The 14,845-nt window shown below is 68.1% G+C and carries 16 protein-coding genes; 5 read left to right on the forward strand and 11 right to left on the reverse strand.

Annotated elements, in window-relative coordinates; genetic code table 11:
- The 5 genes from KF871_RS11575 to KF871_RS11595 all read right to left on the reverse strand — a co-directional run bounded on the left by KF871_RS11575 (position 1) and on the right by KF871_RS11595 (position 4,357).
- Positions 1-306, reverse strand: coding sequence for a YciI family protein (locus KF871_RS11575; RefSeq protein ID WP_291142317.1), 306 nt, complete (start codon positions 304-306; stop codon positions 1-3).
- A 20-nt stretch (positions 307-326) separates the two neighbouring features.
- Complete coding sequence (locus KF871_RS11580) at positions 327-1,646, reverse strand: TRAP transporter large permease (protein WP_291142320.1); 1,320 nt, start codon at positions 1,644-1,646, stop codon at positions 327-329.
- On the reverse strand, positions 1,646-2,212 hold the full coding sequence (locus KF871_RS11585) for a TRAP transporter small permease subunit (RefSeq protein WP_291142323.1): 567 nt from the start codon (positions 2,210-2,212) through the stop codon (positions 1,646-1,648). Before KF871_RS11585 ends, KF871_RS11580 begins: the two co-directional genes overlap by 1 nt.
- 145 nt (positions 2,213-2,357) lie before the next feature.
- Complete coding sequence (locus tag KF871_RS11590) at positions 2,358-3,455, reverse strand: C4-dicarboxylate TRAP transporter substrate-binding protein (protein ID WP_291142326.1); 1,098 nt, start codon at positions 3,453-3,455, stop codon at positions 2,358-2,360.
- Between the two features lie 26 nt (positions 3,456-3,481).
- Positions 3,482-4,357: an intradiol ring-cleavage dioxygenase gene (locus KF871_RS11595; RefSeq protein ID WP_291142328.1), complete on the reverse strand. Its 876-nt coding sequence runs from the start codon at positions 4,355-4,357 to the stop codon at positions 3,482-3,484.
- A gap of 150 nt (positions 4,358-4,507) precedes the next feature.
- Between KF871_RS11595 and KF871_RS11600 the strand changes: the two genes are divergently transcribed.
- The gene (locus tag KF871_RS11600) at positions 4,508-5,443 is read left to right on the forward strand and encodes a LysR family transcriptional regulator (RefSeq protein ID WP_291142330.1); all 936 of its coding nucleotides are present in this window, start codon (positions 4,508-4,510) and stop codon (positions 5,441-5,443) included.
- Positions 5,444-5,495: 52 nt separating this feature from the next.
- A complete protein-coding gene (locus KF871_RS11605; RefSeq protein ID WP_291142333.1) occupies positions 5,496-5,996 on the forward strand; it encodes a LapA family protein in 501 nt (166 codons plus the stop codon).
- A gap of 15 nt (positions 5,997-6,011) precedes the next feature.
- On the opposite strand, the gene KF871_RS11610 is transcribed toward KF871_RS11605, so the two are convergent.
- Positions 6,012-7,208, reverse strand: a complete 1,197-nt coding sequence (locus KF871_RS11610; RefSeq protein ID WP_291142336.1) for an MFS transporter — start codon at positions 7,206-7,208, stop codon at positions 6,012-6,014.
- A 97-nt stretch (positions 7,209-7,305) separates the two neighbouring features.
- Here KF871_RS11610 and KF871_RS11615 point away from each other — a divergent pair, with 97 nt between their 5' ends.
- Together KF871_RS11615 and KF871_RS11620 are read left to right on the forward strand one after the other, a co-directional pair.
- Positions 7,306-8,223 carry a LysR family transcriptional regulator gene (locus KF871_RS11615; RefSeq protein ID WP_291142338.1) on the forward strand — a complete coding sequence of 306 codons (918 nt, stop codon included), beginning with the start codon at positions 7,306-7,308 and terminating at the stop codon, positions 8,221-8,223.
- Positions 8,224-8,254: 31 nt separating this feature from the next.
- The gene (locus KF871_RS11620) at positions 8,255-9,256 is read left to right on the forward strand and encodes an alpha/beta fold hydrolase (protein WP_291142341.1); all 1,002 of its coding nucleotides are present in this window, start codon (positions 8,255-8,257) and stop codon (positions 9,254-9,256) included.
- Here the strand turns inward: KF871_RS11620 and KF871_RS11625 are convergent.
- The 4 genes from KF871_RS11625 to KF871_RS11640 are packed head-to-tail and all read right to left on the reverse strand — an operon-like array spanning position 9,232 to position 13,619.
- On the reverse strand, positions 9,232-10,296 hold the full coding sequence (locus KF871_RS11625) for a maleylacetate reductase (RefSeq protein WP_291142344.1): 1,065 nt from the start codon (positions 10,294-10,296) through the stop codon (positions 9,232-9,234). The genes KF871_RS11620 and KF871_RS11625 overlap by 25 nt on opposite strands.
- Before the next feature lie 13 nt (positions 10,297-10,309).
- Positions 10,310-11,170, reverse strand: a complete 861-nt coding sequence (locus tag KF871_RS11630; RefSeq protein ID WP_291142347.1) for an NAD(P)-dependent oxidoreductase — start codon at positions 11,168-11,170, stop codon at positions 10,310-10,312.
- On the reverse strand, positions 11,167-12,531 hold the full coding sequence (locus KF871_RS11635) for an amidohydrolase family protein (RefSeq protein WP_291142350.1): 1,365 nt from the start codon (positions 12,529-12,531) through the stop codon (positions 11,167-11,169). The genes KF871_RS11630 and KF871_RS11635 overlap by 4 nt, the downstream gene beginning before the upstream one ends.
- A gap of 5 nt (positions 12,532-12,536) precedes the next feature.
- A complete protein-coding gene (locus KF871_RS11640) occupies positions 12,537-13,619 on the reverse strand; it encodes an NAD(P)-dependent oxidoreductase (RefSeq protein WP_367172052.1) in 1,083 nt (360 codons plus the stop codon).
- A gap of 114 nt (positions 13,620-13,733) precedes the next feature.
- Here KF871_RS11640 and KF871_RS11645 point away from each other — a divergent pair, with 114 nt between their 5' ends.
- On the forward strand, positions 13,734-13,970 hold the full coding sequence (locus KF871_RS11645; protein ID WP_291142355.1) for a YciI family protein: 237 nt from the start codon (positions 13,734-13,736) through the stop codon (positions 13,968-13,970).
- Between the two features lie 36 nt (positions 13,971-14,006).
- Here the strand turns inward: KF871_RS11645 and KF871_RS11650 are convergent, their stop codons facing one another.
- A complete protein-coding gene (locus KF871_RS11650) occupies positions 14,007-14,804 on the reverse strand; it encodes an IclR family transcriptional regulator (RefSeq protein ID WP_291142357.1) in 798 nt (265 codons plus the stop codon).
- Between the last annotated feature and the right edge of the window lie 41 nt (positions 14,805-14,845).

Raw genomic sequence — 14,845 nt, forward strand, 5'->3', positions numbered from 1 at the left:
TCAGGCGGCGGGTGGGAAGCCGGCCTTCTGCGGCCACAGGTTCTGAAAGGCGTGCACCGCCACGCTGGCGTAGAGCCCGGCCTTGCTGAAGGGCTCGCCCGCCTGCCAGGCCAGGGCCGCTTCGCGGCTGTCGAAGTCGATCGCCAGCACGCTGCCGATCATGGTCTTGCCGTCGTCGGTGAGCAGCGGGCCGGCAAAGGCGATGCGATCGGCAACCGCACCCAGGTAGGCCTTGTGTTCGGGGCGCATGCGCTGGCGCAGTTCAAGGCCACCGGGTTTGTCGAGCAGGTGAAAGACGTAAATCATGTTGAAGCAACTCCCTGGGTTCACATGCGGGCCAGCCAGGTGGACAGGCCCGGGAAGATGGCCAGCACCACCAGCGTGAGCACCATCACCAGCACGAAGGGGAAGGTGCCGGCAAAGATGTCGCGGATGGTGATGGCCGGGTTGTTGAGCGCACTCTTGACCGTGTAGACCGACACACCGAAGGGCGGTGTGAGCAGACCGATTTCCACCGCCAGCACGGTCAGCACGCCGAACCAGATCAGGTCCATGCCGAAGCTGCTGGCGATGGGCAGCACGATGGGCAGCATGATCAACATGATCGAGACCGAATCGATGATGCAGCCCAGCGCAATCACGATGGCCAGGTAGGCCACCAGAAAGCCCCAGGGGCCCAGACCCATCTCGGTGATGGCAGTGGTGATGGCCGCCGGCATGCCGGTGAGTGCCAGCATGCGGCTGTAGAGCGAGGCGGCGGCGATGAGGAACAGCACCGCCACCGACACGTAGCCGGTCTCGGTCAGCACGCTCCACAGCTTGCGCCAGGTCAGGCGGCGGCGGATCAGCGCAATCGCGAACGAGCCGGCGGCACCAACGGCGCCAGCCTCGGTCGGCGTGAAGAAGCCGCTGTACAGCCCGCCCAGCACCAGCGTGACCAGCAGCAGGATGGGCACGAACTTGATGGCAGCGCTGCCCCAGGTCTCGGCGTCGTGATCGGTTTCGCTGCGCTGCACGCCGCCCTGAAAGATCTTGCCCGGCATCAGGTAGGCGAACACCAGGATCAGCAGCGCGAACAGGCCCGCCAGCACCAGGCCGGGGAACACGCCCGCGAGGAACATGCGACCGATCGATTCCTCGGCAATGACGCCGTAGATGATCATCAACAACGACGGCGGAATCAGCATGCCCAGGACAGAGGAGCCCGCCACCACGCCGACCGAGAAGCGCGGCGTGTAGCCATGGCGGATCATCTCGGGCACGGCCACCTTGGTGAACACCGAGGCCGATGCGATCGAGATGCCGGTGATGGCGGCGAACACCGCGTTGGCGCCCACCGTGGCCAGGCCCAGCCCGCCGCGCAGTCGCCGCAACAACCACTGAAAGACGTCGAAGGTGTCGCGCCCCACCCCGCTCACGCTCACGAACATGCCCATGAGCACGAACAACGGCACCACGCCGAACAGGTAGTCGCGAATCGCGTCGTTGGCGGCCGCGCCCACGAAGCGCGCCGCAATCTCGGGCGAGCGCATCACCAGCACCGAGGCGAACGAGGTGATGATCAGGGCGATGCCGATGTGCATGCCCAGCACGATGAAGACCAGCATGACCCCAATGGCCATGAAGCCCAGCGTCAGGTCGGACATCAGTGGCCTCCTTGCGTGGGTTGCTTCGCGCTGTCGCGCAGGTCCTGCCAGACCAGCAGCAGGTACTGCACCGCCGCCAGGGCAGCGCCCACGAACACCACAATGCGCATCGGCCAGGTCGGAAAGGTGAACACGCCCTCGACGCCGAAGAACTCGTTGTTGCTCCACGCGCGCACGAACAGCGGCCAGGTGGCGTAGGCGATGACGCCGCAGGCAAAGATGCCCGCCACCGAGAACAGCGCGCGCAGCCGCATGCCGGCGCGCGGACGCTTGAGCATGAAGGGGTCCAGGAACAGGTCGGCCCGGCTCATGCGCCCATGGCGCAAGGTGCTGGGCAGTTGCAGGAAGACGATGACGATGATGGACGCTGCCACCATCTCGGCCACGCCGTCGATGGGCTGGTTGAACGCATTGCGCATGAACACGTCGGCGCACATCAGCACCATGACCAGCGCAATCACGATGGAGCCCAGGCCGTTGAGCGCATCGACCAGATGGCCGAACGGGCTGGACGGTGCCGTCGGCGCTGGCGCGGCATCGAGGTCGGTGTTGGTTTCGTAGCTCATGGGTCGAGCCCTTTGCAGGCGAAGGAAAAAGAAGCCGCGGGCTCACACGCCCGCCAACCCGGGGTTGCCGAGGATCCGGCTTTGCCGGTCCTCTGGCAACGCCCCCCTCCCAGGGGGGTGCGGCCTGCGGCCGCGCGGGGGGAGATCAAAGCTCTTTGTCCCAGTCGCGCAGCGGCTTCGCACCGCGCTTGCGCAGCTCTTCCAGGTAGGTCTTGACTATCTGCGCCGCCGGCCCGCGCGAGGCATTGGCCTTGGCCCAGTCGGCCGCGATGTTGGGCATGGTCCTGGCCCACTTCTCGCGCTCGCCAGGGGCCATGGGCGCGATCTTGACCGGCACGGCCTGCTTGGCGCCTTGCTCGCCGATGGCCTTGAGCGCGGCTTCATAGCGCTGCATCAGCGTGTCGCCGAGCACGCGCGAGTACTCCAGGCCCACCTCCTTCACGATCTTCTGCACCTCGGGCGGCAGCGCGCTGAAGCTGTCCTTGTTCATGGCCATGCCGCCGTTGTAGAGGGCACCGATGTCGGCCGTGGTCACATAGGGCGCGACTTCGTAGATCTTGTTGGGCAGGATGCCGGTGGAGATCGAAATCGTGCCCTCGCTCACACCGGTCTGGATGTCGGTGTAGTAGCTGGTGAGCGAGCCGTCCACCGGCACCGCGCCCGAGCCGCGCAGCCACACGCCCACCGCACCCGGGGCCGAGATCTTCTTGCCGTTGAGATCGGCGTAGGTGTTGATGGGCGTCTTGGTGAACAGGTGGTAGGTGTCCACACCGCTGGCGCCCAGGAACACCAGGTTGTTCTTGTCCCACTCGGCCTTGAGTGCGGGCACCTTCTCGTTCATCTCGTTGGCCACCTGCAGCACGGTGCGCACGTCGCCGGTGGCAAAGGGCACCACGGTGGCGTATTGCGTCAGCGGCATCTTGGCGGCTTCGAGGTTGGCGAACACCCAGCCGATGTCGGCGATGCCCTGCGACACGCTGGTGAGCGTGGCGTTCATCTTGTAGAGCTGGCCGCCGTAGGCTTCCTTCCACTCGATCTTGTAGCCCTTGCCCAGGGCTTCCACACGCTTGTTCACTTCGGGCACGAACAGGCTGCTCATGAGGCCGACCCAGGGCAATGCCGTGGGGTGGCTGGACGCGATGGTGAGTTTGAAGGTCTGCTCGGCGTGGGCGGTGCCCAGGCCGGCGGCCATCATCGCGGCGGCCAGCGCGGTGGCCACAAAGGCGCGTTTGCGGATCGTCATGTGTTGTCTCCTGTTGTCTGCGGCGCTCAGGCCGACTGGGTTGCCACGGGTTTGCCCGTTGTGGTGCTGGCGGTCACGGCGGGCGCCAGCACAAAGTCGAAGTCGAGGGTGATGCGGCCGTCCGGCTGCTGCACCCAGTCGGCCAGCAGCGAACTGCGCACGCCGAACACGGCGTCCGAATCCAGGTACGGGTCGCCGTTGCGGAACACGTGCGTCACCAGCGTCTGGTAGCCCGGCGCCTGGATGCGAAAGTGCAGGTGGGCCGGGCGCCACGGGTGGCGCTTGGTGGCCTTGAGCATCTCGCCCACCGGCCCGTCATCGGGAATGGGGTACGGCTCGGCCACCACGGTCTTGAAGTGAAAGCCGCCGTCGGCACCACTGCGCAGCACGGCACGGCCCTGGGCGTGATCGAGTCCTTCGCGCTGCACGTCGTACAGACCATCGGCGTCGGCCTGCCAGACGTCGATGACCGCACCGGCCACCGCCTCGCCACCCGGGCCGCGCACATGGCCACTGACCTCGCAGGGCTGGCCCGGCGCGCCATTGGCCACATCGGCGCCGTGCGGCACTTCGGGTGCGCCTTCCACGTGGAAGGGGCCGAACACCGTGGCCTCGGTGCAGCCGGCGGGCTTCTGGTTGTTGAACGCCACGGTCAGCATCGACAGACCCAGCGTATCGGACAGCAGGATGAACTCCTGGCGCTGGTCGGTGCAGGTGTGACCCACGCGGGTGAGGAAGTCGATGCCGTAGGCCCACTCGGCTTCGGTGAGCTTGACCTCGCGGGCGAAGGCATGCAGGTGTTGCACCAGGCTGGTCAGCACCTGCTTGAGCCGCGGATCGGGCGTGCCGGCCAGGCGGGCGATCACCGCCTGCGTGATGTTGTCCTGATTGAGGTTGCGCACGGTCTTGTCTCCATTCGGTGCACCGGGGTGCCACCATGGCGGCAGAATGTAGGCGGCTCGAAATGGAAAACAAATGCCCGCAACCGAAAAGACTTTTCCGGTCGGTGCAACAACATCAGGGACAACCCGGAGACAACCACCGCATCGCCCATGGATCGCTGGACCGAGATCGAACTCTTCGTGCAGGTGGCCGAAACCGGCAGCCTCTCGCGCGCCGCCGAGGCGCTCAACCTTTCCAACGCCAGTGCGAGCCGGCACCTGGCGGCCCTGGAAGAACGCCTGGGTGTGCGGCTGGTGGAGCGCAACACGCGCCGGCTCTACCTCACCGACACGGGCCAGGAGTTCTTCCAGCGCGCGCGCAACATCCTCAGTGACCTGCGCGACGCCGAGTCGGACGTCAACGCCGCCGCACTCAACCCCACCGGCGCGCTGCGTGTGACGGCATCGCTGAGTTTTTCGATGCACCACATCGCGCCGCTGCTGCGCGAGTTCACCGAGCGTTACCCCAACGTCACGGTGCACGTCGAGGCCGCCAACCGCTACCTCGACATCATCGACAACAACATCGACGTCGCCATCCGCACCCGCGAGGTCGAGCCCGACAGCAACATCACCATCCGCCGCCTGGGCGAAACGCGCCGCGTGCTGGCGGCCTCACCGGGCTATCTCGCCAAGCACGGCTTCCCCAAGGTGCTCGACGACCTGCAGCGCCACAAGCTGCTGGTCTACCTGCACGCCAACACACCCAACGAGCTGCGCTTCACGCACATGGTCAGCAACGAGCAGCGCACGGTGCAGATCCGCGGCCTGCTCGAAACCAACGACGGCCAGATCGTGCGCGCCGCCGCGCTCGACGGCATGGGCATCCTCATCCAGCCCAGCTACATCGTCTACGACGACATCGTGGCCGGGCGCCTGGTGCCCGTGCTCGAGGACTGGGACCTGCCCCACCTCACCATCAACCTCGCCTACCCCAGCCGCAAACACCTCAGCGCCAAGGTCCGCGCCTTCATCGACTTCATGGCGGGCCACTTCGCCAAGATGGACTACGAGCGCAAGTGGACCGGGCGGTTTGCCGTGTACTGAGCCTTGCTGGAACCCCCATCACCCAATCACCCAATCACCTCAGGAGAACCCCATGCAATTGAGATCGATGTCCATCGTGGTGGTCTGGGTGCTGCTGGCGCTGTTCACCCTGCTCAACCTGTCCGCCTTCCTGGAGCCCACCACCCTGTCGCTGGGTGTGACGGAGATCCAGGCGCCGCTGGGGCTGATCCTGCTGGGCACGGTGGCGCTGGTCAGTGCGCTGTTCATGGTGGTGATCGTGATGCAGCAGGCCAGCACCCTGATGGACACGCGCCGCACCGCCAAGGAACTGGCCGCGCAGCGCGAGCTGGCTGACAAGGCCGAAGCTTCACGCTTCGTGGAACTGCGCCAGGCCATCGACGCACTGAGCGACCGCATGGCGATTGCGCAGGCCTCGGCGCGCGAGGCCATCGATGCGCAAGCCGCCAGCAATCAGCAGGCGCTCACCGAGCGCTTCGACGAGACGGTGCAGTCGCTGTCTGCCAACCTGGGCGAGATCGAGGACAAACTCGACCGCGTGCTGTCGGTGCCGCGGCTGCCGCCCACCGATTGAGGTTGACCCGCCGGGTCAACCCCGCCAGCGCCACCACGCCGCACCCGCCGCACTGAGCACGCCCAGCGCGGTAATGGCCGCCCAGCCGCCGTGCGCCAAGGCCAGCGAACCCAGCAGTGCCCCGCTGGACATGCCCACGAACATCACAGTGAACAGCAAGGCGTTCAAGCGGCTGCGCGCTTCGGCGTCGAGGCTGTAGATGGTGCTCTGGTGCGCGATGAGCGTGGCCTGCACGCCGAAGTCGAAGCCGATGGCGCACAACACCAGCAAGGCCATCTGCGCGCCCGCAGGCAGCCAGGCCATGCCGGCCATGGCCGCGAAGGACACGGCGGCCACGGCCGCCCCCACGATGGCCACGCGCCGCGGGCCGTAGCGGTCGGACCAGCGCCCAGCGATGGGCGCAGCGAGCGCACCGGCCGCACCGGCCAGGCCAAACGCACCGGCCACCGCACTGCCCAGGCCGAAGCGCACATGCAGCATCACCGCCAGCGTTGACCAAAAGGCGCTGAAGCCGAGCGAAATGATGCCCTGCGCCACCGCCGCGCGGCGCAGCAAGGGGTACTGGCGCCACAAGGCCAGCATGGAGCCCAGCAGCGCGCGGTAGCCCAGCTGCGTGGTGGGTGCAAACGACGGCACCCAGGCGCGCACCGCCAGGGCCAGCAGCAAGGCGCCCACGGCGGCGGCCACAAACATGGTGCGCCAGCCCGCCACCTGCCCCACCCCGCCCGCCACCACGCGCGACAACAGAATGCCCAGCAGCAGCCCGGTCATCACCGCGCCCACCGCCTTGCCGCGCGCCTCGGGCGGCGCCAGGGTGACCGCCGCCGGCACGAAGTCCTGCGCCAGCGTGGCCATCAGGCCCACCGCGAGGCTGGCCGCCAGCAGGGTGGGCAGGCCCGGCGCCAGCGCGCTGGCAAGCAGGCTCAACGCCAGCAACACCGCCTTGGCCAGGATGACCTTGCGGCGATCGAAGCGGTCGCCCAGCGGAATCAGGAACAGGATGCCGGCCGCGTAGCCGAGCTGGGTGAGCATGGGGATGGTGCCCACGGCGTTGTCGGCCACGCCCAGGCTGCGCGCGATGGCGGGCAGCATGGGCTGGCTGTAGTAGATCGACGCCACGCTCAGGCCGGCGCCCGTGGCCAGCAGCACGGTGAGTGCGGTGGACGTGGGCGCCACCGGGGCGGTGGCATGCGTCGTATGAATGGCGGACATGAAGAATCTCGGCTGAACGTTGGGAATGACCCGATTGTTCTCTTGGCAAAGACGCAGGGATAGACTGCGGCGCGCACAAGCTCCATACGCCATCTGCATGAAAACCGCCGCACCGTCCACCGATCGCATCGAACTGCTGCAGACCTTTGTGCGCATTGCTGAAGGCGGCAGCCTGTCGGCCGCGGCCGAGCGGCTCAACACCACGCAACCAACGGTGAGCCGGCGCCTGCAGGCGCTGGAGCGCCTGTTCGGTGTGCGGCTGCTGCACCGCTCCACCCACGCCGCCTCGCTCACGCCAGACGGCGAACGCTGCCTGAGCATGGCGCGCGCCCTCATCGAGGAATGGCAGGCCATGGAGGAAACGCTGGGGGGTGCGCGCCTGGCGCCCAGCGGCTCGCTCAAGGTGCTGGTGCCCCATGCGCTCGGCCAGGGTCAGCTGATCGAGCCGCTGGCGAGCTACATGCGCGCCTTCCCCGAGGTGCGGGTGGAGTGGCTGCTGAGCGACCGCCGCCCCGACTACGAGGCCGAGGGCTTCGACTGCGCGGTGCAGGTGGGCGACATCGACGACCCACGGCTGGTGGCGCTGCCGCTGTACCAACTGCCCCGCATCGTGGTGGGTGCGCCATCGCTGCTGGGGCGCAAGCGCCCGCCAAGCACGCCCGACGAACTGCAGGCCCTGCCCTGGCTGGCGCTGCGCACCTTCTACCTTGACCGCGTGGCCCTGCACCATGTGGCGTCGGGGCAGGCACACACCTTGCCGATCGAGCCGCGTCTGAGCACCGACAGCCTGTATGCCCTGCGCAGCGCCGCGCTGGCCGGGCTGGGCGCCGCGCTGGTGTCGGCCTGGCTGGTGGCCGACGAGCTGGCCAGCGGGCAGTTGCTGCACCTGGCGCCCGAGTGGGCCGCCGCGCCCTTGCCGGTGCAGCTGGTCTATCCGTACGCGCGTTTCCAGCCGGCGCGCCTGCGCCGCTTTGTCGAGGCGGTGAAGGCCTATGGCCAGGCGCACCCGATGTGAACTTGCGCGGCGCGTGGTGTAGGGTCCGGCCATGCCACTCCTGCTTCGACTCGTCCTGACCACGCTGGTTGCCGCGCTGATCGTGGCCACCTTGCTGAGCGCGGCCATTGCCTTCGGTGGCCCCAAGGTGCCGGCCCCCATGGCCAGCATTCACACGCCGTTCAAGGGCATGGACCTCTCGGCGCTGCCGGCGCTGGCGGAATTCCGCGCCCGCGACGGCACCCAGCTCGCCTACCGGCGCTACGCCGCGCGCGGTGCACAACAGGGCAGCGTGGTGCTGGTGCACGGTTCATCGGCCAGCAGCCAGAGCCTGCACCCGCTGGCAATGACCCTGGCCGCCGCCGGGCAGGAGGTGTTCGCACTGGACATGCGGGGGCACGGCGCATCGGGCCCCAAGGGCCGCATCGCCTACGTCGGGCAGCTGGACCACGACATCGACGATTTTCTGGACGCCGTGCGGCCGGCCCTGCCCGCCAGCCTGATGGGCTTCTCATCGGGTGGTGGGTTCGCCCTGCGCTACGCGAGTGGGCCCAGCGGCGAACGCTTTCAGCGCTACCTGCTGCTGGCGCCCTTCCTCAGCCAGGATTCGCCCACGCAGCGCCCGGCCAGCGGCGGCTGGGTGTCGGTCGGGGTGCCGCGCATCGTGGCGTTGACGGTGCTCAACGCGTTGGGCGTTCACCGCTTCAACCACCTCACGGTCACGCGCTTTGCACTCGACGACGACTCGCGCACCCGCCTGACCGAGGCCTACGACTACAACCTCGCCACCAATTTCCGGCCGCGCCCCGACTTCATGGCCGAGCTGCGCAGCGTGCGCCGCCCGACCGCAATCGTGGTCGGCGCCGCCGACGAAGCCTTCCACGCCGATCGCTTTGCCGCGGTGGTGCAAGCGGCCGCACAGACCTGGCCGGTGCGGGTGGTGCCCGGCAGCGGGCACATCGGGCTCACCCTGGACGACGCGGCCCGACAGGCCATCGTCGAGCAGCTCCAGGCGCTGCCCGTGCCCGATCAGTTCGGTCGCGCACCCTCGTAGGCGTTGCCCAGCAGGCGCCGGATGCCCGCGGCCTCCAGCGGGCGGGGGTTGGGGTACTGGTTCTGCAGGGCGATGTCGCAGGCACGGTCCAGGCCATCACCCGGCATGCCGATGTCGCGCAGCGCCACCGGTGCGCCGCTGGCCTTGGCCAGGTCGTACACCGCCTGCGCGGCGTTGCCATCGCTGCGGCCCAGGGCGCGCGCAATGCGCTGCATGGCCTGCGGCGCGGCGGCCGCGTTGTAGGCCAGCGCGTGCGGCAGCACCACGGTGTGTGTCTCGGCGTGCGGCAGGTTGAAACTGCCGCCCAGCGTGTGGCACAGCTTGTGGTGCAGCGCCATGCCCACCGAGCCCAGCACGATGCCGCACAGCCAGGCGCCGTAGAGCGCATCGCCGCGCGCCTCAACGTCTTTGGGGTCGGCCACGATGCGTGGCAGCGCGCGCCCGATGGCGGCAATGCCTTCTTCGGCCATCAGGTCGATCACCGGGTTGCCCTCGGCCGAATACAGGCCTTCGGCCGCGTGGGCAATGGCGTTGATGCCGCTGGTCACGCTCAAACCCACCGGCAGGCTCAGGGTGAGCTCGGGGTCGTAGAGCACGCTGCGCGGCAGCACCTTCATGTCCTTGCCGGTCTTCTTCAGCCCGGCCTCGGTGATGCCGTAGATCGGCGTCATCTCCGAACCCGCGTAGGTGGTGGGGATGGCCAGAATGGGCAGGCCCGAGTCGAGCGCAATGGCCTTGCCCAGCCCGGTGGTGGAGCCACCGCCAATGGCCACGGCGCAATCGGCGCCCAGCGCATTGGCAACCTCGCGTGCCTCGCGGGCGGTCTCGATCGGCACGTGCATCACCGCACCGTCGAAGATGCCCGCGGCGCGATCCCCCAGCAACTGCGCCACGCGCTCGGCGCTGGCGCGCTGCTCGGGCGTGCACAGCACCAGCGCGCGCTGCGCGCCCATGGCGGCGATGGCCTCAGGCAATTGCGCCAGTGCGCCGGCACCAAACACCACGCGGCTGGGCAGACCCTGGTAGACGAACGATCGCATGCGCTTCCTTCTTTCAATCGGTGGGCAGTCCTGATGCGCGTTGCATCACGCGGATGATGGCCGCGTAGTCCAGTTCGCCATCGCCTTGCGCCTGCGCCGCCGCCATCAGTTGCCGCGTGGCTGCGGTCTGGGTCAGTGGCACCTGCAGGCGCGCGCCCTCGCCGAGGATCAGGTCGATGTCCTTGTTCATCTGGCCGACGGTGAAGGTGGGCGTGTAGTCGTTCCTGGACAGCTGCACGCTCTTGGCCTTGACGATGGGCGAGGCCACGGCGCTCGCGCCGATCACGGTCCACAGGTCGTCCCAGGCCAGGCCGCCCTTCTGCCCCAGGCTCAGGGCCTCGGCCAGCATGGCGCTGGTCTGCGCAATCATGAGGTTGACCACCAGCTTCATCAGCCGCGCCTGCTCGGCCTCGCCCAGCCAGAAGTGGTTGGGGCCCCAGCAGCGCAGCAGTGGCAGCAGTTGCTCATGCAGCGCCTTGGGGCCCGAGGCCATCACCGTGAGTTGCACTGCCTCAGCCATGTGGTTGTTGCCCGAGACGGTGCAACGCAGGTGTTGCACACCCGCCTTGGCGCACGCCTCGGCCACGCGCGCCGAGGCCGCGGGCGAGACCGTGCTGGTGTCGATCCAGGCCGCACCCTTTGACGCGCCGCCCGCCACGCGCTCGCCCACGGTAAGCAGCGCACCATCGTGCGGCAGCGACGAGACGATCACCTCCGCCGTTTGCAAGCCATCGCTCACCGTCAGACCCGCCTCGCGCGCCAGCGCCAGTCGCTCGGCCGATGGGTCTTCCACGCTCACCGCATGGCCCGCGGCCAGCAGGTGGCGGGCCATGGGCAGGCCCATCTTGCCGACACCGATCACATGCACCTTCATGCTGGCACCCCCTGCGGCGCGCCAATGCCCATGGCACGCGTGATCTTCTCGCCCGAGGCACGCAGGGCCTGCATCTGCGGCGGCAGGTCCACGCCCAGCAGCTGGCCGCCGCGCTTGCGCCACTGGCCGGCCACCATCACGCTGTCGATGTTGGCCAGCGAGGCCTGGAACACCACCGCGCTCACAGGGTCGTGCACCGGCTGCATGTTCAAGTCATCGGCGCGGATGAGCACCAGATCGGCCTGCTTGCCCGGCGCCAGCGTGCCGATGCGATGAAGCTGTTGCAGCATGCGCGCACCTTCCACCGTGATCCAGGCCAGCGCCTCGCGTGTGGTGATGGTCGAGGTGTCGGGGATGGTGCCGTGCGCCGCGCGATAAGCCACGTTGTCCAGGCTGCGCTGAATGCCCAGCGCAATGCGCGCCTGGCTGATCATGTCGCCGCTCATCACGCTCTCCAGGTCCACGCCCAGCGAGGGCGCGCGGCCCAGCGCACGCAAGCGCCCGGTGAGCGGGTGGCCGTGGCCTTGCGACATCTCGCTCTCGGCCGCGGCCGAGAAGCTCATGCCCAGGTCGCAGAAGCGCTTGAGTTGTTCGTCGGTGAGCGCGTGCCCATGCACGATGTTGATCTGCTCGCCGAGCAGCCCCAGGGCTTCGAGCTTCTCCCAGCCGTCGGGCGTGCGGGCCGGCCCGCCACCCTGGTGCAGCGAGGCGATCAGCCCCAGCTCCTTGGCCATGCGGAAGTCGTGCACCGCCACGTCCAGCGTGCTGTAGTGCGGGCCCAGCACCGCGGCGTGCACGCTCAGCAGCGGCTGGCCGGTGTGCGCCTTCAGCAGGCGCTCCACCTCGGCGCGCGGGTGCGGTACTTCCCAGAACGGCGTCTGGCCCGGCTTGGGGTCGGGCTTGGGTGTGCCGTGAAAGAACGCCGCGCGAATGCCGGACTTGAGCAGCCCGTCCACCGCCGCGTCGTTGTGCGCCGGTGTGGGGTTGTTGTGGCACCAGTCCACCAGCGTGGTGGTGCCGCAGTTGAGCTGGTTGAGCGCACCCACCAGCGTGGCGATGTGCAGGTCTTCGGGCGCGAACACGGTGGCCAGGCCGGCATGCATGTTCTTGAAGTACTGCAGCAGCGTCCAGTTGGCGGCCACGCCGCGCAGCGCCGTCTGCCAGGTGTGCATGTGGGCGTTGATGAAGCCCGGCACCAGGATGCAGCCGGTGGCGTCGACCACCTGGGCGTCGTCGACCAGCAGCCGCGGTGCAATGGCTTCGATGGTGTCGCCGGCCACCAGCAGATCACCCACGGGCAGGTCGCCCTGCGCGTCCATGGTGACGATGCTGGCGCCGCGGATGAGCGTGCGCTGGGTCATGGCGTTCAGCTGCTCAGGCCGTCGCTGACGTCGACGTTCAGCGGCGCAATCTGCAGGCCCGCGTCGTTGGCGGTTTCCTTGAGCAGGATGGCGAAGTCCACGTCATCGTGGCCACGGCCCACCAGCCGCGCAATGCTCTCGCGCGTGGCCGCGGCCGACGGCATGGGCACGCCGTGCGCCTTGCCGGCGCCCAGGCCCAGGTCCATGTCTTTGAGCAGCAGCTTGGGCGTGAAGGTCACCTGCTCGAAGGTGAGCTTGGTCAGCACCGGCGTCTTGTAGCGCGTGTACATGCTGCCCAGCACCGAGTCGTTGATGCTCTCGAGGAAGACGTGGCGCGGAATGCCCGCCTTCTCGGCCAGCACGGTGATCTCGCACAGGCTCTGGATGATCACGCCGAACATGGTGTTGTGCGCGATCTTCCAGACGCGCGCCAGCTCGCCCTCGCCCACCCACATGGCCTTGCGCGACATGGCGGCCAGGTACTTTTCGTTGGCGTCGTACAGCGCCTTGGGGCCCGAGGCCACCAGCAGCAGCTTGCCGGCCTTGGCCACCTTGGCGTTGCCCGACACCGGCGCGCACAGGTAGGCCACGCCCATGGCCTCCAGCTGAGCGCGGATCTCGGCGGAGCCTTCCTGCGAGATGGACGAGCTGTCGATGACGGTCCTGGGCTTCTTGGTGCCCGTCATCACGCCACCCGCACCGAACAGCACCTCTTTCAGGTCGTCGGTGGTCGAGACCATGGTGAAGATGGTGTCGCAGCCGGCCAGGTCGAGCTTGTTGTCGACCACCTTGGCACCGTACTCGGCCAGCGGGTCGGCCTTGCTGCGCGTGCGGTTCCACACCTGCACCCCGTGCCCGGCGGCCAGCAGCTTCTTGACCATGGCTTCGCCCATGCGGCCCAGGCCGATCCATCCCAGTGATTGGCTCACGTGCTTGTCTCCTGTTGTGTTTGTCGAGGCGGCCGAGTGTGTGCAAGGCCACCCCCGGCCCGCAACCCGACGGGCGGAAATCAGTTTTTCAGACATCGTCTCCTGCAAGGAACAATCTGGGCCACCCCAGCAAGTCGGTGCGAACAACCGACTCGCCATCGCGATGGACGTTGCCCCTGCTCCCAGCTACCCTGACGCCCGGACAAGCGCCCCGACGCCACCTTCATCCACCCCACGACCCAGGCGACCCGCATGCCCAGTCTCTATCTCGTCATGACCATTCGCACGCCGCAGTTTCAACCCTCGGTCATCGAGGCCCATGGGGCCTTTCTCGATCAACTGCGGGCGCAAGCGGTGTTAGTTCTGGCAGGCCCGTTCACCGACAAGTCCGGCGGCGCCTACGTGATCAAGGCGGCCAACCTGGACGAAGCCAGCGCGATCGCGTTCTCCGACCCCGTCCACACCACAGGATCATCGACGGTCTCCGTCCATGAGTGGAACGCAAAGTGACCAGCAGCAAACACGTCCGCCCCGCGCTGCCACACCTCACCCTCGCCCCAGCAACCCCGACACCTCGTCCGCCGCCGCCCGCAGCTTCGGCAGCAACTGCTCCTTCATCACCGTGGCCGAGGTGCGGTTGGCCTGCCCTGACACATTGAGCGCAGCGATGACCTGCCCGGCGCGATTCTTTACCGGTGCGGCGATGGAGATCAGGCCCTCTTCCAGTTCCTGATTGACCAATGACCAGCCCTGACGGCGCACCTGCTGCACACGGGCCAGGATCTCGTCCACATCGGTTTCGGTGTGACGCGTGTTGGCGCGGATGTCGCTGGCCTTCAACCGCGCCTTGACCTCGGTGTCGTCCAGCCCGGCCAGCAGCACCCGGCCCAGCGAGGTGCAGTACGCCGGCAAGCGTGTGCCGACGTTGAGGTTGATGGCCATGATCTTGTGGGTGTGCACGCGAAGCACGTAGATGATGTCGCTGCCGTCGAGCACGGCGGCCGAGCAGCTCTCGCCCACCGCGTCGGCCAGGCGCTCCATCACCGGCTCGGCCAGGTTCCAGATCGGCATGGACGTGAGGTAGGCAAAACCCAGCTCCAGGATGCGCGGGGTGAGCGCGTAGTGCTTGCCATCGGTGCTCACATAGCCCAGCGCCTGCAGCGTGAGCAGGATGCGGCGTGCGCCGGCGCGGGTCAGGCCGCTGCGCTCGGCCACTTCCGACAGCGTCTGCTGGCTGGCCTGCGCGTTGAACGAGCGGATGACGCCCAGCCCGCGGGCGAAGGACTGCACGTAGCCATCGCCAGGGGTAGGGGCGTCGGGTGCGCGACGGGCACGGGTTGCCATGGTTGGGGGCGAGCGCCTAGAATGATTCGTCAATCGAACAA

Origin of the sequence: Hydrogenophaga sp., assembly GCF_019635465.1 — a bacterium.
Taxonomy (GTDB): domain Bacteria; phylum Pseudomonadota; class Gammaproteobacteria; order Burkholderiales; family Burkholderiaceae_C; genus Hydrogenophaga.